This is a genomic window from Jatrophihabitans sp. YIM 134969 (assembly GCF_054456675.1).
On sequence record NZ_JBTJEQ010000012.1, the window covers coordinates 40,864 to 58,446 of the forward strand.

General features: G+C 71.9%; 15 protein-coding genes. 1 reads left to right on the top strand and 14 read right to left on the bottom strand.

Translation table 11 applies throughout. The annotated features are described in order from the left end of the window. Positions 1 to 34: 34 nt before the first annotated feature. Genes ACXR2U_RS08625 through ACXR2U_RS08635 form a run of 3 tightly spaced genes read right to left on the bottom strand, consistent with a single transcriptional unit; the run spans position 35 to position 2,961 of the window. Positions 35 to 952, bottom strand: coding sequence for a sulfotransferase family protein (locus ACXR2U_RS08625; RefSeq protein ID WP_458824564.1), 918 nt, complete (start codon positions 950 to 952; stop codon positions 35 to 37). Continuing rightward, on the bottom strand, positions 949 to 1,878 hold the full coding sequence (locus ACXR2U_RS08630; protein ID WP_458824565.1) for a sulfotransferase family protein: 930 nt from the start codon (positions 1,876 to 1,878) through the stop codon (positions 949 to 951). Before ACXR2U_RS08630 ends, ACXR2U_RS08625 begins: the two co-directional genes overlap by 4 nt. Before the next feature lie 15 nt (positions 1,879 to 1,893). Then, on the bottom strand, positions 1,894 to 2,961 hold the full coding sequence (locus tag ACXR2U_RS08635) for a glycosyltransferase (protein WP_458824566.1): 1,068 nt from the start codon (positions 2,959 to 2,961) through the stop codon (positions 1,894 to 1,896). 63 nt (positions 2,962 to 3,024) lie between these two features. On the opposite strand from ACXR2U_RS08635, the gene ACXR2U_RS08640 reads away from it, so the two are divergent. Further along, a complete protein-coding gene (locus ACXR2U_RS08640) occupies positions 3,025 to 3,996 on the top strand; it encodes a glycosyltransferase (RefSeq protein WP_458824567.1) in 972 nt (323 codons plus the stop codon). On the opposite strand, the gene ACXR2U_RS08645 is transcribed toward ACXR2U_RS08640, so the two are convergent. The 11 genes from ACXR2U_RS08645 to ACXR2U_RS08695 form a co-directional block, all read right to left on the bottom strand. Next, positions 3,963 to 5,405 (bottom strand): hypothetical protein, encoded by a 1,443-nt coding sequence (locus tag ACXR2U_RS08645; protein WP_458824568.1) that lies wholly within the window; start codon positions 5,403 to 5,405, stop codon positions 3,963 to 3,965. The two genes, ACXR2U_RS08640 and ACXR2U_RS08645, sit on opposite strands and share 34 nt — an antisense overlap. 10 nt (positions 5,406 to 5,415) lie before the next feature. Continuing rightward, complete coding sequence (locus ACXR2U_RS08650; RefSeq protein ID WP_458824569.1) at positions 5,416 to 7,053, bottom strand: tyrosine-protein kinase domain-containing protein; 1,638 nt, start codon at positions 7,051 to 7,053, stop codon at positions 5,416 to 5,418. Between the two features lie 2 nt (positions 7,054 to 7,055). Next, entirely contained in the window at positions 7,056 to 8,654 is a 1,599-nt protein-coding gene (locus tag ACXR2U_RS08655; protein WP_458824570.1) for a hypothetical protein, read from the bottom strand. Then, on the bottom strand, positions 8,651 to 9,736 hold the full coding sequence (locus ACXR2U_RS08660) for a glycosyltransferase family 2 protein (protein WP_458824571.1): 1,086 nt from the start codon (positions 9,734 to 9,736) through the stop codon (positions 8,651 to 8,653). Before ACXR2U_RS08660 ends, ACXR2U_RS08655 begins: the two co-directional genes overlap by 4 nt. 46 nt (positions 9,737 to 9,782) lie before the next feature. After that, positions 9,783 to 10,859: a glycosyltransferase family 4 protein gene (locus ACXR2U_RS08665; RefSeq protein WP_458824572.1), complete on the bottom strand. Its 1,077-nt coding sequence runs from the start codon at positions 10,857 to 10,859 to the stop codon at positions 9,783 to 9,785. A 17-nt stretch (positions 10,860 to 10,876) separates the two neighbouring features. Then, a complete protein-coding gene (locus ACXR2U_RS08670) occupies positions 10,877 to 11,431 on the bottom strand; it encodes a sulfotransferase family protein (protein ID WP_458824573.1) in 555 nt (184 codons plus the stop codon). Between the two features lie 25 nt (positions 11,432 to 11,456). After that, the gene (locus ACXR2U_RS08675; RefSeq protein WP_458824574.1) at positions 11,457 to 12,296 is read right to left on the bottom strand and encodes a LolA-like protein; all 840 of its coding nucleotides are present in this window, start codon (positions 12,294 to 12,296) and stop codon (positions 11,457 to 11,459) included. Between the two features lie 64 nt (positions 12,297 to 12,360). Beyond that, entirely contained in the window at positions 12,361 to 14,262 is a 1,902-nt protein-coding gene (locus tag ACXR2U_RS08680) for a DUF4012 domain-containing protein (RefSeq protein WP_458824575.1), read from the bottom strand. Positions 14,263 to 14,265: 3 nt separating this feature from the next. Then, positions 14,266 to 14,796 (bottom strand): hypothetical protein, encoded by a 531-nt coding sequence (locus ACXR2U_RS08685; RefSeq protein ID WP_458824576.1) that lies wholly within the window; start codon positions 14,794 to 14,796, stop codon positions 14,266 to 14,268. A 92-nt stretch (positions 14,797 to 14,888) separates the two neighbouring features. Further along, positions 14,889 to 15,698 (bottom strand): glycerophosphodiester phosphodiesterase, encoded by an 810-nt coding sequence (locus ACXR2U_RS08690; protein WP_458824616.1) that lies wholly within the window; start codon positions 15,696 to 15,698, stop codon positions 14,889 to 14,891. Positions 15,699 to 15,806: 108 nt separating this feature from the next. Continuing rightward, the gene (locus ACXR2U_RS08695; protein ID WP_458824577.1) at positions 15,807 to 17,351 is read right to left on the bottom strand and encodes a sugar transferase; all 1,545 of its coding nucleotides are present in this window, start codon (positions 17,349 to 17,351) and stop codon (positions 15,807 to 15,809) included. Between the last annotated feature and the right edge of the window lie 232 nt (positions 17,352 to 17,583).

Consider the following 17,583-nt stretch of genomic DNA (forward strand, 5'->3'; position numbering starts at 1 on the left):
TCTCGGACGTGACGGGCAGGACCGTGGAACCAGGTCAGGGTAGGGCGACCCGCGGATCGCGGGTCACGTCGTCGACGTCGTAGCCGAACGCTGCCACGCGCTCACCGAAGCGGTGCCGGATGCGCGCCGCGGTGCGCGCCCCGATCGCCGTGGCCACACCCCGCTCGGCCAGGCCCGGCATGAGGTTGCCGCCACCCGGCCGCGGGTCGAGCCGCTGGAACGGCACCTCCCGGTCGGTTCCCGTCCACCACGACCAGTAGCGCCAGTACGGAGCGTTCTGATCGGTGAGTCGATCGAGGAGCGGGACCTGCTCGGGGGTGAGTCCGGCGAGGGTGGTCACCTCGGCGAACGTCGGACCCGGCTGGGCCACCAGGTCCTCGTAGCGCACCACCGCCACGTGCTCGAGGTGCGGGCGGTCGGCGGTGAAGGTTTCCATGGCCGTCAGCCAGTGCTGCACCGACTGCTCGAAGTGGAAACCGAAACGACGCGCACGGGTGGCCCACTTCCGCATGGCCAGCGCCTGCACGATCGGGTGACGGGTGATGACGACGAACCGGGCACCGGGGAACGTGGCCTGGAGGAACCGGGTGCGGGTCAGGTTGCTCGGCGACTTCTCCACCCGGACCGTTGCACCAGGGTCCGACCAGTACGGCGCCCAGCTGGCCTCGAGACGGGCGCGCGCCTCGGGCCTGCCGGAGAGATCGGCCTCGGTCAGGTGGGCCTCGGGGTGGAACGCCCACCGCGTCCCCTGATCGAGTCGGGTGGTGTGCCGCGAGCCCATGGCGTGGTCGTCGAGGTAGACCGACTGCACGAACTGACCCTCGTCCTCGCGGGTCGGGGTCCCGACCAGCCCGGTCACATCGGGGTGTTCGGCGAGGGCCCGCCCCAGCACGGTGGTGCCACTGCGCTGCAACCCGCCGACGAACAGGTACCTGACCGGACCGTTGCTCACTGCAACCAGGGTTCGGCGACGTCGAGCTGGTTGACGTCGTATCCCAGGCGCCGGACCCGGCCTCCGAACTCGGCGGCGATGGAGGCGCGGTGGTGGCGCAGCACCGAGGTCTCGGCGACGTTCTTCAGCAGGGCGCGGCTGCGGGCGCGGTCCGCCGGCGTGAGGTCGCGCAGGGACTTGACGCTGCTCTTGAGGGCGCCCGGGGCGGTGGCCCGGATCCAGGCGTCGGAGTACGAGAGCGCGCGCAGGGGGTCGACCTTCTCGAAGGTGGTCGGCGGGATCTCGGTCTCGAGGAACTGCTCGAGCTGGGCGCGGACCTGCATCGGGTCGTGCATGAGGTCCTCGTAGCGCACCACGTAGGTGCGTTGCAGGAACTGCTGGTCGATCGCGAACGCCTCGTGTGCGCGCACCCACTGCTCGACGAGCAGCGGGAGCCCGACCCCGTAGTGGCCGGGACGGGTCTTCGACCACTTGCGGGCGGCCAGCGCCTGGGTGACCGGGTGGCGGGTGATGATCACGAAGCTCGAGCGCGGGAACGCGGCCTGCAGGAAGCGGGTGCGGGTGATGTTGAGGGGCGTCTTCTCGACGAGGATCTTGTTGCTGGTGTCCCAGTACGGGCTCCAGCTGCGCCACAGGCGGGCGGTCACGTTGGGCACGAACTCGTAGTCGCGTTCGTCCAGGTAGGCGCGGTCGTCGAGGGCCCACCGGGTCACCCCGCCCATGTCGCGCCCGAGCGGGAAGACGTCCTGGAGGAACTGACCCTCGTCCATCATGACGTTCGTGTCCTCGAGGCCCGCGCCGTCGACGGCCGACGCGATGGCCTCGGCGAGGATCGTGGTGCCGCTGCGGTGCATGCCACCGACGAACACGAAGTGGTGCTGCGCGACCGCATCCCGCTCGTCGTCGGTGAGGGGGGCATGGAGCATGGACCTTCGTTCCTCTCAGAGCTGCGGTGCGGGGGTGGACGCGGCGGGCAGCGGCGCGCGGTGGGATGGCTCGGGGTAACGGTCGGTGCGGACGAGAACGGCCCAGCGGTACGTCAGTTCGGTCCGCTCCCGGGCGTGAGCCCAGTTGCGGTGGGTCATCGCGGGAAGCGTCTCACGGTCCGGTGTGGAGGTGGGTCGCGCGTCGACGAGATCGGTGGGTCGGAGCTCACCCGCGTACGTGCGGACCCACTCCGGTCCGACCTCGTCCCGCAGTTCGGCCATGGTCTCGACGTCCGGCACCAGAACCGGTCGGCCCACCGACAGCGCCATCAGCACACTGCCGGAGTTGTAGAGGTTGCGGTACGGCAGCACGACGAGTTCGGCGCGGGCGATGTGGGCCACGAGATCGGCGTCGGGGACCTCGACGAGTTCGAGGTGGACCCGGGGATCGCGGGCGGCGGCGGCACGCAGTCGCTGCGCCGTGTCGTCGTCCGCGGGTCGTCCGACGATCCAGAGCGTCGCGGCCGGATCGTCGACGGCCGCGAAGGTCTCGATCAGGTGGTCGACGTTCTTGTAGGGCTGGATGTGGCCGAAGTACAGGAGGCGTCCGGCCTCGGGCGGCGGCAGTGGCCGGACGCGGTCGACGACCGGTCCGTAGTGCGGGTGGGGGATCGTGACCATGAACCGGCCCGCGAACCGTTCCGGGACGTCGTGGTTCAGCAGGATCGCCACGTCGGTCCACCGGTCGGCGAGCCGGAGCACGGGACGTTCCCACCACGCCGCCCCCGAGTGCGGAGCCACGTTGTGGACCGTGCGCACGATCGCGGTCCGACGCAGTCGCATCACCACGAGGGCGAGCAGGAACAACGCGGCCTTGAGCCGCGACCGCGCGGGCGACGCCGTGCGCCAGATGCGCTCGGGCCAGTGGACGTGGAACACGTCGTAGCGGTGGAGGAACACACGAGGAAAATCGAAGAACGAGGTCCGGACGTCGGTCGGTGGACCGGCCACGAGGTGCTCGACGTACTGCGCCGAACTCTGCGACCGCTGCCAGACGGTGACCGACTGCAACACCGAGAGCATCGGACCAACTTCCCCTGGACACGGTGGAGCAGACGCGCGTACGCCGCGGTTACCATACCGGCTGTGCGGTTCCTGTTCGTCGCCTCGACAGGGGGGCACCTCGAACAACTGGCGCGCATCAGCACCCGTTTCGACGTCGACGACGAGTCCCTGTGGATCACGTTCGACTCCGTTCAGAGCCGCTCCCTGCTCGCCGGCAAGCGGTGCTTCTTCGTCCCGTACGTGGCACCGCGCGACTGGGCCGGAACGATCCGCGCGCTCGCCGCGGTCCTGCGCCGCATCGACGTCTCGCAGTACGACCACGTCGTGAGCACCGGCGCGGCGGTGGCGGTGGGCGTGCTGCCGGCGCTGCGGCTGCGCGGGCTCCCCGCGACCTACATCGAGAGCGTCTCGCGGACCGACGGGCCTTCGCTCACCGGCCGGATCCTGGCGGCCTCGCACATGGTGCAACTGCGGACCCAGCACGAGTCGTGGGCGCGGCGCCGGTGGAAGCCGACGGCGTCGGTGTTCGCGACCTACCGCAGCGAGCCCGTCGAGGCTCCCACGGTCGAGAACCCGCGGCTGTTCGTCACGCTCGGCACGATCCGGCCGTACCGGTTCGACAGCCTCCTCGACGCCGTGCGGGACACACCGTTCGCCGACACCCGGACCACCTGGCAGGTGGGCGAGAGCGGCGGCCGCACCGACCTCCCCGGTCAGGTGGTCGACTACCTCGACGGGCGCGGGATGGACGACCAGCTCGAACAGGCCGACGTCGTGGTCACGCACGCCGGCGTCGGCTCCGTGCTGAAGATGGTCGACCGCGGCATCTACCCCGTGGTGGTGCCGCGGCGGCGGGCGCGGGGCGAGCACGTGGACGACCACCAGGCGCAGATCTGTGGCCTGCTGCAACGGTTGGGGCTCGCCGAGGTCGTCGAGGCGCCCGATCTCGACGCCGACACCATCACGGCCGCCCTCCGACGCGTCAACCTCCCCTCCGAGACGAACGTCGAGGAGTCCGTTCAGGACGGCAGGGTCAGGACCGACGCCGAGTAGGCCCCGACCGTCACGGTGGTCGGTCGACCCGTCAGCGGTTCCACGTGCGCCGCAACCCCTGGACCCGGCTGTGAGGTGCCGTTCACGGAGGTCACCCGTCCGGCGAGCGAGCTGGCGTCCAGACTCGCCGCGCCCACGAAGGACACGCCGGGAACGGTGACGGAGAGAGCCTTCGCCGTCAGGTTGAGCACGAGCATCGTCACCGAGCCGTCGGAGTGACGGACCGCCCAGCTCGGGGTCTGCGACGACGCGGGTGTGGTCGTGGTCGGCAGGAAGGTCCCCGATCCCACCAGCCCCACCAGGCGCATGGCGTTCAGCAACGGCTGACCCCGGAGCGAGTTGTCCTTGCTGTCGACGCACACCGGCGAGAAGCTCTTGCAGCTGTTCAGCGAGGAGTGGAAGTCGACGTGGACCACGCCGACCTTCGCCGTGCTCAACATGAAGGCGACGGCCCACAAGGCGGCCGCGCCGGTGTTGGCGAGCTGGTCGGTGTCGGCGGCGCACGAGGTCGAGTTCGCCTCGTCCAGCCAGAGTGGCTTGCCCAACGCCGCGGCCTGTTTGGTCAGCTGGGCGATCTTGGTCGCGTCGAGACCGGTCGCGGCGTTGGAGAGCAACCGGTCGCGCTGTTGCTCCTTGTCCCCCGAGGACTTGCAGCCCAGCGAGTAGTAGTGCTGGGTGATCGCGTGGAAACGGCTGATGGCCGCAGGCATCTGCGGGAACCACGAGGTGCCCGCGGCGTCGGGTCCGACGATCTCAGCGCCGGGTACCGCCAACTCGACCGCTGCGTCGAGGGGAGCCGCTGCACCGACGTAGCTCTGCGGGGTCCAGGGCTGGGCCGGGAGGTCGGTCTTGTACAGGTCGGGTTCGTTGCCGATCGCGAAGGCGGCCAGCGTGGAACCCAGCGCCCGGGCGACGGTGTCGGCCTCGCTGGCGGCGTTGCTCGCGGTGTTGTTCTGCAGGGCGATCGTGTAGATGGCGGTCGACTTCGTCTGCTCGAGGAACTCGTGGAGGTCGGACAGCACGGAGGCATCGGGAACGTACGCGCCCCCGCTGGTCCCCGGCAGCCGCCCCGGCGTACTCGACCGGTCAGCCGAGTTGCCCCCGATGCGCAGGACCTGCGGACCGAGCGAGGTGAACACGTCGGCCAGCTCGGACCCGGGCGCGAACAGCCCGCTCTTGAGATCGGTCTTCTCGAACGAGAAACCCGCGTACGACTCGGGCATCGTCCCCTCGGGCTGACTCCCCAGGTCGATGGTGACGGGCACCGGGGGTGGTGTGTTCACGTGGTCGTACACCACGGGCGCCAGCAGACCGATCGCGGTCACGAGCACCGCCACCGCCACCCAGGCCAGGCGTCGTCCCCTCCGCCGCCGGCGCGGTGGGTGTGCGGGGGCGGTCTCGACGAGCACGGGGTTTCCCCTACGACTGGGTGGAGTCGCTGTCGGCGTCGACAGCCGTTCCGCGCGGTGTCACGAAGACGTCGAGCTCGCGCGTGTGGGCACCCGTCTCGTCCAGGGGAGTGGCGGCGTCCTTCTTCTCCGCCACGGCGTTGGCCTCCACCGCCTCAGCCGCGAGGCGCGCGCGTTCCGCGTGCTTGCGTTCGCGGCCGGAGTCCTTCGAGTCCTGGGCGGTGTAGTAGTACGCGTAGTTGTAACCGCTGGTGTTGCGGCTGGCGCTCAGGCCGTTGAGCACCACACCGATGCGGGTGACGCCGACCCGGCGCAGCGTCTCCATCGACCGCCGGACCTGCTCCCGCCGCACGGTGCCCGCGCGCGCGACGAACAGGGTGGCGTCGGCCATCGACGCCACCTCCATGCCGTCGGCGACCGGGAGCAGCGGTGCGGCGTCGATGACGACGTAGTCGCAGTGGTCGGCGATGTAGTCGATGATCGAGCGGGCTCCGCGCGAGACCAGCAGCTCGGTCGGGTTCGGGGGGATCTCACCGGCGGTGAGGACGGCGAGGTTGCTCCCGGCGTTCTGGAGGACGTCCTCGATCTCGGCCTTGCCGGTGAGGGCCGTGGTGAACCCGACGTCGCTCACCAGGCCGAGGACCTTCGCGATCGTCGGGCGGCGGAGGTCGGCCTCGACGAGACAGACCCGGTTGCCGGCCTCGGCGATCGAGGCCGCGAGGTTGATCGCCGTGGAGGTCTTGCCCTCACCGGCGAGCGAACTGGTCACCGCGATGATGCGCGGCACCGAGTCGACGTCGAGGTACTGCAGGTTCGACCGCAGTTGGCGGTACGCCTCGGCGCGCGAGCCGTGCGGGTCCTCGCGGATCGCGATGAGGCGGTCGGGCGCGGACCGGTCGAACGACACCACGGCCATCAGCGGGGCGGCGGCGAGATCCTCCAGCACGCGCGGGTCCTTGACCCGGGTGTCGAAGTAGTCGCGCAGCAGTGCGATCGCGATGCCCAGGATCAGGCCTCCCGCGATGCCGATGACGAGGTTGGTGGTCCGGTTCGGCGAGATCGGCGTGCCGTTCGCGACGGCGGTCGAGAGGACGGTGACCTTGACCAGACCCGTGGGAGCGGCCGCAGGGGCCGCGGTCGTGGTCGGAGTCGCGCCCGGGGACGCGGAAGCGCTCGTCGTGTCCGTCGGCAAGGTGCCGGGCGTCGCTTGGAGCGTGCCAACTCCGCTCTGGAACTTCTTGGCGATCGCGTTCGCCACGTCCGCGGCGCGCCGGGGATTGGTGTCGGTGTAGGTGATGGTCATCAGCACCCGGTTGTTGGGGGCGGTGACATCCAGGCGCTTCAGCAGGCCCGATGGTCCGTACGACAAGTTCAGATCCGTCGCGACCGGCACGGCGATGAAATCGCTCTGGATCGCGCCGACGTAGGACTGCACGAGGTCGGCCGCGAGGCTGTTGCCGGTGAGGGCCTGGTTGACCTGGTTGCTCCCCTCGACGTTGTTGGTCGAGACGAACAACTGCGCGCTCGACTGGTACTGCGGCGTGGCGGTCACGGTCAGGGCGACACCGGCGCCGAGGCCGAGCAGCACGAACACCACGATGAGTTTCCAGCGTGTCAGCAGCGTCTTGAGCAGGGTGCGCAGTTCCACGCTTATCCGTTCCCTCCGGCCCACGACAGCCTGCCGTGGGGTTGTTGTTCCACCGGCGGGGCCGGTTGCTGCGGACCACGCACGGCGAGGACGGCGCCGACCACGATGAGGATCGGGAAGGCCTCGGCCGGAGCGCTGATCTCCTCCTGGTAGACCCAGCCCGCCACCCACGCCACGAACAACGGGACCGCGGTGACGAGCTGCCAACGGTGGCGGTCGACCGCCCGGAGGATACCGGTACAGGCGGCCACGTACGCCCCGGCGCCGATGAGTCCGAGTTGGTAGAGCATCGCGCCCAGCGCGGTGTCGCCACCGACGCGGATGTTCTTGCCGACCAGGCTCTCCTTGTCGAGGGCCCGGGTGAGGTTGCCGCCCTCGCCCAGGCCGAAGCCGACGGGATGGGTCACGGAGTCGCGCAGGGCCAGGATGAACCCGGCGATGTGGAAGACCGCGCTGTTGCCGCCGCGCAGGTAGGCGTTGGGGTGGGTGGCGAGGCCGACCGCGAACCGCGGACTCAGCGCCACGGCGATGTAGGCGAGGCCGCCGACGGCGATCGCCGACCACAGGCCGACGGTGCTCACCGCCCCGTGGCGCTGGACGAACCGGCAGAGAGCGGGCAGCCCCCGGACCACGAGCGCGATCACGACCATGACCGTCGCGCCCTTGCCCGCGGTGAGCAGGAGCAGGACGACACCGAGGAGGAGCCAGCCCGCGGTCAGCCGGCGCTCCAGGAACACGATGGCGAGCACGGCGCCGCCCACGAGGAACGCGGCCAGGACCGGTTCGATGGCGAACGACCCGCTGCGCGGGAGGCGGAAGAAGAAGAAGGTCGTGGACTGCGACACGCCGTTGAGGCTCGACAGAGACTTGCTGTTCAGTGCTTCCCGCCAGGCATCGGTCCCGAGGATCCGCTCACCCAGCGCGCCGAGGGCCAGCACGATCAGCGAGACCTTCGCCATCTGGATCAACACGATCCGCGTGGCTGGCCACCCGAGGCGGGTGGTCAGCCACATGCCGACGATCGGGACGGTGATGATCGTCGTGAAGTTGCGCAGGTACGCCACCGCCGCGAGGTCGGGGTTGAGCAGCAGGCTCCCCGCGAGCAGCAGGGCCAGCGGGACGAACCACCGGAACGCCACGATCCGGCGGAGTTCGCCGCCGTGGGAGACCAGCGCCGCCGCCGCCACCGTGAACAGGAAGATCGTCTTGACCTCGATGGCCTCGAAGGGCGCGTCGGTGCCGAACACGCCGGACAGCAGGCCCAGCGCGGTGTTCTGCCAGAGGATGACCCCGCCGATCGCGCACACCGTGAGCACGGGACTCACGAGGGAGACCGCGTAGATGAACAGCACCAGCGTGCCGGTGGTCGCCACCGCGGCCAGGGGTCCCGTGGCGGCCCCGAACGCGAGCAGGTACAGCACCGCGGGCAGGAGGACGAAGCCGGTGACCACGGCGACCACGGACGAGCGACCGAGCTCGTCGTCGGACAGGTCGACACGGGACATGTCGACCTCGGACAGGTCGGCCGGAGGCCGGGCGACGGAGGGCGTGGTCGCCGGAACAGCAGCGCCCCTGGTCACCCGGGCGGAGGTGGTGGTCATCGCGGAGTGCCGGCCGTCCGCGGCGCCAGGCGCATGCCGCGGACCCGGTCGCGGCCCCGACGCAGGGCCGGTGCCGCCCCGCCGGCGTAGCGGAGCCCGGCGCAGCGCAGCGCCGTGCGCGGTGAGACCCGCGCGACGGTGAGCAGGCTCCGGGGGGTGATCTGAGCGGCGGCCCAGGTGACGAGCTCCGCTGCCGCCGGGTCCGTACTGCCGACCCGCGAGGCCGTCGAGATGATGTTGGCGTAGACGCACCAGTGGTCGAGCAGGACGAGTGCAGGCGACGACGCGTCGTAACGACCGGAGGCGAGGGCGGCGTCCCGGATGGCGTCTCTGACGGTCAGCAGGTTCGAGAGATCCACCGCACTGCTCGTGGTGATCGAGCCCGGGCGCAGCACGTGGGTGTACACGACGTCCGGCACGAGGCGGACGGTTCCGCTCCCCTGCAGCGCCGCGAGGAACCCGGCACAGTCCGACCGCGAGGTCATCGTGGTCGGGAACGCGTCGGCGGGGATCACGGCCCGTCGGATCAGCTTGTTCCAGAGGTAGCCGAGCATGCGCCCGCGCACCATCAGGTCGACCACGTCGGCGGCCGGGTGGCGGCTGTCCTCGTCGAGGCCGTCGACCACCCGGGCGGTGGCGGCGGGCGCACCCGCCCGCACGGCTTGAGCCCGGCCGATGACGACGTCGACGTCGGGGCCGGCGGCGGCGGCGAGGGTCCGCAGGGCGGTCACCGGCCACCGGTCGTCGCTGTCGACGAACCACACGAACCGGCCGCGGGTGTGCTGCAGAGCGGTGTTCCGTGCCGCGGCGACGCCACCGTTGTGGGGGAGGGCCAGCACCTGGTGACGGGGTGACGTCCCGAGGGTGCGGCGGGCGATCTCGGCGGTGCCGTCGGTCGAGGCGTCGTCGACCACGATGAGTTCGAAGTCGGTGAAGTCCTGGGCCAGGGCCTGCTCGATCGTCGCGGCGATGCGGTCGGCGTCGTCGTGGGCCGTCAGCACGATGCTGACGGTCGGGTCGCCGGTCGAGGTGCCCCCGGCCGGCGCCGCAGCAGGATCCGCTGCCCGCCCGTCTGACGACACCCGATGACCATAAACGAGCGGGCCCACGGCGTCCCCGACCTCTCAGCTACGGTCTCGCGGCGGTGTCGGAACCCGCAGTTCCGTAGACGACCGCGTACCGCGACCGTCCGACCGGGGTCGAGAAGCGGGCGGCGACGATGTCCGCCGCCCGCCGACCGCGGGTGGCGCGCTCCCCGTCATAGGCGAGCAGCCGGACCACGGCGTCGGCCAGCGCTCCGGCGTCTCCCGGCGCGACGACCAGGCCGCCGTCGCCGACGGTCCAGGCGACCTCGCCGACGTCCGTGGCCACGACCGGGGTGCCGGCCGCCATGGCCTCGAGCACGGCCATCGGCTGCCCCTCGGCCCGGCTGGGCAGCACCAACAGTGCGCTGGACCCGACGATGCGCTCGACCTCGGCCGGGGTGAACTGACCGGCGAGCGTCACCCCTGGCCGACCCGAGAGCAGGCCCGCCGCCCCGCCGTCGGTGCCGACGACGACGAGGGAGGCCTCGGGAACCCGTCGGCGGATGTCGTCCCACGCGCGGGAGAGGACGTCGATCCCCTTGCGTTCGGACACCTCGCCGACGAAGACGACCTGACGCGGCGACCGGGCTGTCTCTTCGGCCGGGGTCGGCACCGGGACGTAGTTGCTGAGCACGTCGGCGGGCACGCCGGTGATCGCGCGGACGTCCGCGGCGCGGGCCGGCCCCAGGCAGTACACCCGGTCGGCCCGCCGGAGGACGGCTCGGGTGAGGCGGGGATGAGCCTGAAGGAACTCCCGCGACCCGCTCCCGTGGAGGGTGACCACCACCCGGTAGCCGAGGCGCGTACCGAGAGCGACCAGCGCGCCCTCGCGCAGGAACGAGCCGCGCTGGGAGAGGTGCAGGTGGACGACGCTGGTGGACCGGCGGCGTCGGGCCTGGCCGACGAGGAACGCGACGGAGGCCGCGAACAGTCGCACGCGGACCCCCCGAGGGGCGCCGAGCCGGTAGGACGGCCGCACGACCACCGGCAGCGGGGAGAGGTCCTCGACGATGCCGCGGGCGACGCTGGCGATCCCGCCGCGCCCGGCCGGGTCGTCGCTGATCAGCACGACCTCGGTGGGCGGGCCGACCTCGCGCTTGCGGTCGCGGCGGGGGAGCACGAGCGACAGGGTAGGGCTCAGCTTCCCGGGGCGCGGTTCGCGAACGGGAAGGGCTGATCCGGCACGGGGACGCCGAGGAACGGACACAGCACGTCCCAGCCCTGCCCGGCGGTGACGTCGATGGTGAGCAGGTCGCCCGGGCGGTCGGCGAAGTAGGAGGTGACCCGCGCGGTCTGGCGCTCGTACAGCGCGCGCGACGCCTCACGGTCCTCGGCCGTCCAGGCGCTGCGACCGGACTCCGCGTTGCGCGCCACGTGCTGGGCCCGGCTGTCGAGCCAGGCCTCGACGTCGCGGGTGTGCAGGACGAACTTGCTGCCGGGCAGCTGCCGGTCGAGGTGGTCGAAGTGGCGGGACACGGCCCGCACGTCGAAGAAGGCGCGGAACGTCCGCAGGCGGGCGGCGTGACGGAACGGTGAGACCTGCTCCGCGGCCGCGCGGTCCAGCCGGGCGTTGATCTCGGCCGGGGAGAGGCGCAGCGCGTGGTGGTGCAGGGTGCGGAAGCCCAGGATCTTGCAGGCGGCTGCCAGCGAGGTGGTCCCGGTCTTGTTCAGACCCACACCGAACACGAACACACGGCCAGTATGTCGGTCCCCACCGTCACGATGCGACCTGGGCGGCCGGGGGCGCGGTGATGGTCACCGGCGCGTCCCACGCCGAGAGGGTGACGGTCAGCGGGGTGGCGGTGCCTCGGACGGTGGGCGAGGCCGTCACCTGCACCGGCCGGTCGGAGGCGTCGAGCCAGAGCTTCACGGGCACCGGGCTCGCGCCACCCGCCGGCAGCGTGACGCCGAGGGCGGAGGCCACCGCCTCCGGGTCGAGGGTGAAGGCGTACTGCGTGGCGGCGACGCCGCCCACCTCGGCCGGGCCGATCTCGCGCAGGCCCGAGGCCGCGCCGAGCAGGGCGGTGGGATCGAGACCGATCAGCGTCGCGCGGGCAGCGGCGAGCTTCGAGGCGGCCGCGGCGATCATCGGGTTCGACGAGTCCGGGGAGACCAGCCACCACCGGGTGGAGCTCGTCGGCAACTGGACCCACGCGCTGCCGTTCGCGTAGCGCAGGCCGAAGCCGCCCGCGCTGCCGTCGGCTGCCGTCGGCTTGCCGCCGGCGAGCGCGACGTCGCCCTCGACGGTGCCGACCGCGACCGGCAGCACCGACAGCCCGGACAGGTCGCTCTCGACGTGGACCGAGGTCGCGCTGGAGACCGCGGTGGCGACCCGCGTGGCGAGGCCCACGAGGGTCGGCGTCGCTGCGGCGGAGGTGGCCGCCGCGGGAGCGGCCGCACGCGCGTCCGCCGTGCCGGTGCCGCCCGTCGACGACGACGCGCACCCCGCGACCAACGCGAGGGAGGCGCCGGCGGCGAGGACCGCGGCGGCTGTGCGGGCGGAGCGGGTGGCCGGGCGGCGGCCGGTGCAGGAGCTCACGTGGTGCGACGACGGCATGGACGCCATGGTGCGCGATCACCGCAGCGGTTGCCCACCCCGGCAGACCATCCGTCGGGACTTCTCAGCAGCTGTCGCCGGACGCGCTCTGGACCAGCGGGCGGATGAGCGGTTGGGCGAGGAGTGTGACCGGCTGGGTGCCGCGGGGTTCGCGCAGGTGCAGGACGACGGTGTGGGAATCACCGGGCGCGGTCTCGAGCAGGGTGCGGAACACCGGGTGGCCCCGCTGCTGGTAGACCATCGCCGCCCCCGGCCGGCCGTCGACCCGGATGCTCTGCAGCAGCGCGCCGTCGGTGGCGAACCAGTCCAGCACCCACCGGTTGCTTCCCACCGGCGTGCCCGCGGGTGGGTCGTCGGCGCGGTAGATGACGTACGCGGGCAGTCCGGAGGCGGGCGCGCGGTTGGTGACGGTGATGCGGACGGTGACGTCGCGGGTGTCGCCGCAGCCGGTGCTGGTCCAGCTCACGCGGCGGTCGAGGTAGTAGTCGAGCTTGCTGCCCGCGACGTTGAGCACGGTGAGCAGGCCGAACGGCTGGTCGGTGCGGGGGAGGGCGCCCCCGATGGCGGTGCCGGCGAGGACGTTCTCGACGGTCGGGTCCGCACTCCACACCAGCAGGCGCCGCTCCGACGCCGCACGCGAGGCGCCGCGGAGCAGCTCGGCGGTGTTGGCGCCCTTGCCGAGCAACGCCTTCTCGGTGCGCGAGGCCACATCGAGCAGGAACTCCTTGCGCGCGGCGACCGCGGCCGGTTCCAGCCCGGGGAACTTCGCGTAGACGTCCTTCTGGGTGACGGCCACGATGTCCGCGGACGACAACGACGTGCCGTCGGCCAGTTCCACCGGGCCGGTGGCGGCGAGCAGGTAGCTCAGCGCGGTGGGGTCGACCGCGACCGCGCCGGTGACCTTCTCGCCCGAGTACTTCTGCCACATCGCGGCCCAGATCCGGGCCGCGTAGGGGAAGTGGGGGCTCTCGTTGCTCTCGCGGTAGTCGCCGAACGGCAGGTCGTTGCCGTACTGGGCGAGGTAGTCCGCCTGCTCGTCGCCGAAGTCGACGTCACCGTCGACGTCGACGAGGTCCGGTTTGAGGAAGACGTCGTCGGACTCGAAGCGCTCGAACGCGACCGTGCCGTCGACCGCGGTGACGATCCCGAACGCCCCGGGCAGGCCGCCGGTACCGCGGGCCTCGGCGTTGTTCTGGAACGCGACGAAGTACCGCTGGGGGGTCTTCGCTCCCAGCATGGTGGGCAGCACCTGCAGGGCGGTGTCGGCCGAGCCGAGGCTCGCGGCGAGCCCGTCGATCTGCCCGGCCACCTGGTCGTGGGCGCGGTCGACCGGGCCGAGCCAGGTGGAGGCGGGCAGGCCGTCGATCCGGGCGCGGGCGGTCGCGAGACCCTGCGCCGCGGTCGTGACGTCGGGCGTGAGGGCGGTGATCTCCGACAGGTCGATCCGGCCACCGTCGCGCAGGCCGCCCGATGCCACCCGGTCGGCGACGCGACCGAGCGCCGGCAGCGACGTCGCGGCGAGCTGGTCGGCGGCGGCGGTGAGCCCGCGGGTCACCTCGGCCGGGCGGCCGATCCACGGCAGCGCCGCGGTGACCGCCCAGGCGGGCCCGGTGGTCAGCCGGTGGGCGTCGTGGGCGTGAGCCGCGATGCTGCGGATGCGGGCGTCGAGGTCGGACTGGTCGGCGTCGCCGCGGGCGAGGGCCGTCTGCAGCGCGCTCGCCTCGGACCGCGCGCTCGTGAGCTGGTTGCGGGCGAGCAGGCCGGTGACGACGACCCAGACCAGTCCGACGGCGAGCAGCAGGGTGACCCCACCGCCCACCATCACGACCGGCCGCCGCCGCCAGGGCCGCGCCGACGCGGCGTCGGCGGGGACGCCCTCAGGACGTGACGTCGCCGAGGGGGCCCCGCGGACGAGCCGGGAGGGTGGACGGGGCGGCGGGGCCGCGTCGTCGTCCGGTGCGGGCAAGGATCAGGCGGCGGTGCCGGGGCTGCGGCGGCGGGCGAGGTAGACCAGGCCGAAGCCGGCGATGAGCAGCGCGACCCCGCCGCCGGTGACGCTCGCGACCTTGGCGCCGGTCGAGGCGAGGGAGCCGGACTGGTTGCCGGAGCTGCCACCGACCGTCACCGCGAAGGTGTAGGTCTGACCGCTGTCGCAGGTGACGACGACCGTGTGGCTGCCGCTCGCGCCGGCCGGGACGGTGCCGGTGACCACGGCGGTGCCGTTGCTCACCGGTGCGGTGCCGATCTGCTTGCCGTCGAAGGTGAGCGTGGCGTTCGCGCCGCTGCTGCACGAGGCGGTGACGGTCACGGGCCCGCCGGGGCGCGGGTTGGTGGTGTCGATGCCGCCCGGGGTGCCGCCGCCGGTGTAACCACCGGGGTATCCGCCCGGGTAGCCCGGAGTGGGGTCCGCGGAGGCGGTCGCCGCGCCTCCGAAGACCGCGAGACCGGTGAGGGCCACGGCAGCGGTGGTGGTACCGACGGTGCGGGCGAAGCGGGACACGGCGCATCTCCGATCAGAGCGGAAGGTCTGCCCCTGATGTTAACCCAGGGTGAGGCTCCTGCGCAAAAGTCTTCCGGGTGAAGATCCGGGGATCACCCCGTCTTCGCGGCCTCGCCCCGGGCGCGCACGGCGGCGACCACGTCACCCGGCCGGTTGCTGATGACACCGTCGACGCCGAGCCCGAGCACGAGATCGATGTCGGCGGGCTCGTCCACCGTCCAGCAGAAGACCCGGTTGCCGCGGGCGTGCACCCGGGCGACGTAGTCCTCGTCCTTCTTCAGCAGCTTCAGGTCGGCTCCGGCGATGCGCACGCCCCGGGGCAGCGAGCCGTCGACCCGCTTGGGCTTGAGGGTCTTCTTCTCCAGCAGCACCAACGGCAGCTCGGGTGCGAGCAGCCGCACCCGCCGCAGCGCCGGTTTGGCGAAGCTCATGACCACGGCCCGTCCCAGCCGTGGGGCGTCCGCTCCCGCGAGCCCGAACCGCTCCAGCATGCGGACCAGTTCCTTCTCCACCTGTCCCGCGTAGCGGGTCGGGTGCTTGGTCTCGATGAGCGCGCTCATCGGCCGTCCGGCGTCGGCGAGCAGGGCGAGCAGCTCCTCCAGCGTGAGCACGCTCTGGACCGAGGGCTCCTCGTCGACGAGGTCGTCGGCGTTGTCGGGCAGTTCGGCGTGCCAGGAGCTGAAGTCCATCTCGCGCAGCTTGGCCAGCTCCAGCTCGCTCACCGCGCCGCGGCCGTTCGAGACCCGGTCGATGAGCCGGTCGTGGACGCACACCAGCACGCCGTCGGCCGTGAGCCGGACGTCGCACTCGACCGCGTCGGCCCCGGTCTCGATCGCCGCGACGTACGCCGAGAGCGTGTGCTCGGCGATCTTGGCCGAGGCGCCACGGTGCGCCACGACCATGGGTCGTCCGCGGGGGAGGATCAGCCGGCTCGTGCGCCGTGGCTCGACCACGGTGAGGAGCCTAACCGGGCCGGGCGTCGAACCGGGGAGCGTGGAACGCGGCGGCGCTCAGTACGCGCCGTGGCCCCGGAGCACGGTGTGGACGGTGCGGCCGATGATCGCGAAGTCCATGGCGAGCGACCAGTTCTCGACGTAGTAGAGGTCGAGCCGGACGCCGTCCTCGGGCGTGAGGTCGGAACGTCCGCTGACCTGCCAGAGGCCGGTCATGCCGGGCTTGACCAACAGCCGGCGGCTGGTCGCGCCGTCGTAGGCGGCGACCTCGTGGTCGCACTGCGGCCGGGGGCCGACCAGGCTCATGGTGCCGTTCACGACGTTGATGAGCTGGGGCAGCTCGTCGATCGAGAGCTTGCGCAGGACCCTGCCGACCTTCGTCACGCGCGGGTCGGCCTTGACCTTGAAGAACAGCTTGCCTTCCTCGCTGCCGGCCTCGGTCATCACGGACAGGTGCTGCTTGTCGGCGCCGGTGGCCATCGAGCGGAACTTCCAGATCCGGAACTCCCGGCCCGTCTTGCCGAAGCGGGTCTGGGTGAAGAACACCGGGCCCTTGCTGTCGACCTTGATGAGCATCCCGATCACCGCGAAGACGGGGGCGAGGAAGAACAGCATCGTGCCGGCCACGGCGACGTCGAAGCCGCGCTTGAGGATGCGCTTGTAACCCCGTAGGACGGGCTTCTCCACCCACATCATCGGCAGGCCGTCGACCGGGGTGACGTGCAGGCGGGGGCCGGCGACCTCGGTGAGGCCGGGGACCATCACCAGGTCGCGACCGCTGCCCTCGAGCGACCAGCCCAGCTCGCGGATCAGGCCGGGCCCGAGGCCGGAGCCGGCGAGGGCCACGACGTCGGCCCCGGCGTGGGCCGCGGCGTCGGCGATGGTGGTGACGCCGGAGAGCACGGGCACACCGGGAGCGATCTCGGAGCCGACCTCGGCGTCCTCGACGCAGGCGCCGATGACGGTCATGCCGCTCTCGGGGTTGCGCTGGGTGACCTCGACGAAGTGCCGGACGCTGTCGCTGGTGCCGGCCACGACGGTGCGGAAGTTCCACTCGCCGGCGGCGCGGCGGCTGCGGACGACCCGGCGGGACAGGACGCGTCCGAGCAGGAGCAGGGCGGCACCGATGGGGATGGCGCCGGCCACGAACCCGCGGGCGATCTCGATCCGGAACACGTAGCAGACGATCGCGACGGCGCCCGCGGTGATGCCGGAGGCCATGATGACCCGCTTGAACTCCTCCGGCCCGCTGGTGGCGTGCCGGGCGTCGTAGGCACCGACCGCGCCGAGCGCCGCGACCCACACCCCGACGATGACGGCGCAGACCGCGAGGAACTGCACCGATCCCGTCCCGGTCCCGTCGAGCGCGGTGAACCGCAGGAGGAACGCGGCCGAGACGGCGAGCAGGATGAGACCGAGGTCGAGGCTGAGCAACCCGGCCCCGTACTGCCGCGCCCACGGACGCAACGGCGACCGTCGTTTCAGGCCGGGCCACGGCGCGTGGGGGGCGCTGCCGACCGGGAGGGGCGCGAGCACCTGCTGGGACTCGGACGCAAGGGTCGTGGGGGCGACCCGAGCAGCGTCTGGCAGGACTTCGGTCATCGGGGACATCCGTTCGGGTGAGGCGACTGATCGGGGGGATCACCCATCAACCATGACGGTGCGTGCGATCGCACGTTACGTCGTGTGCGAAAGCCTTACAACCTCTTACGCGGGAACAACTTCTGGTCGACACGTCGTGTGGATCACACGTTGCCCGGAAGCGTTGTCACACGCGAAAACGGACATGGGGGGTGAAGTCGCGACGCGGAGCCAGACTATCGCCACCGTTTTG

Bases quoted from the DNA above. Each gene is read 5' to 3' on its own strand.
- ACXR2U_RS08695 (WP_458824577.1), bottom strand. From the start codon at position 17,351: ATGACCGAAGTCCTGCCAGACGCTGCTCGGGTCGCCCCCACGACCCTT.
- ACXR2U_RS08690 (WP_458824616.1), bottom strand. From the start codon at position 15,698: ATGGTCGTGGCGCACCGTGGCGCCTCGGCCAAGATCGCCGAGCACACG.
- ACXR2U_RS08630 (WP_458824565.1), bottom strand. From the start codon at position 1,878: ATGCTCCATGCCCCCCTCACCGACGACGAGCGGGATGCGGTCGCGCAG.
- ACXR2U_RS08675 (WP_458824574.1), bottom strand. From the start codon at position 12,296: ATGCCGTCGTCGCACCACGTGAGCTCCTGCACCGGCCGCCGCCCGGCC.
- ACXR2U_RS08635 (WP_458824566.1), bottom strand. From the start codon at position 2,961: ATGCTCTCGGTGTTGCAGTCGGTCACCGTCTGGCAGCGGTCGCAGAGT.
- ACXR2U_RS08655 (WP_458824570.1), bottom strand. From the start codon at position 8,654: ATGACCACCACCTCCGCCCGGGTGACCAGGGGCGCTGCTGTTCCGGCG.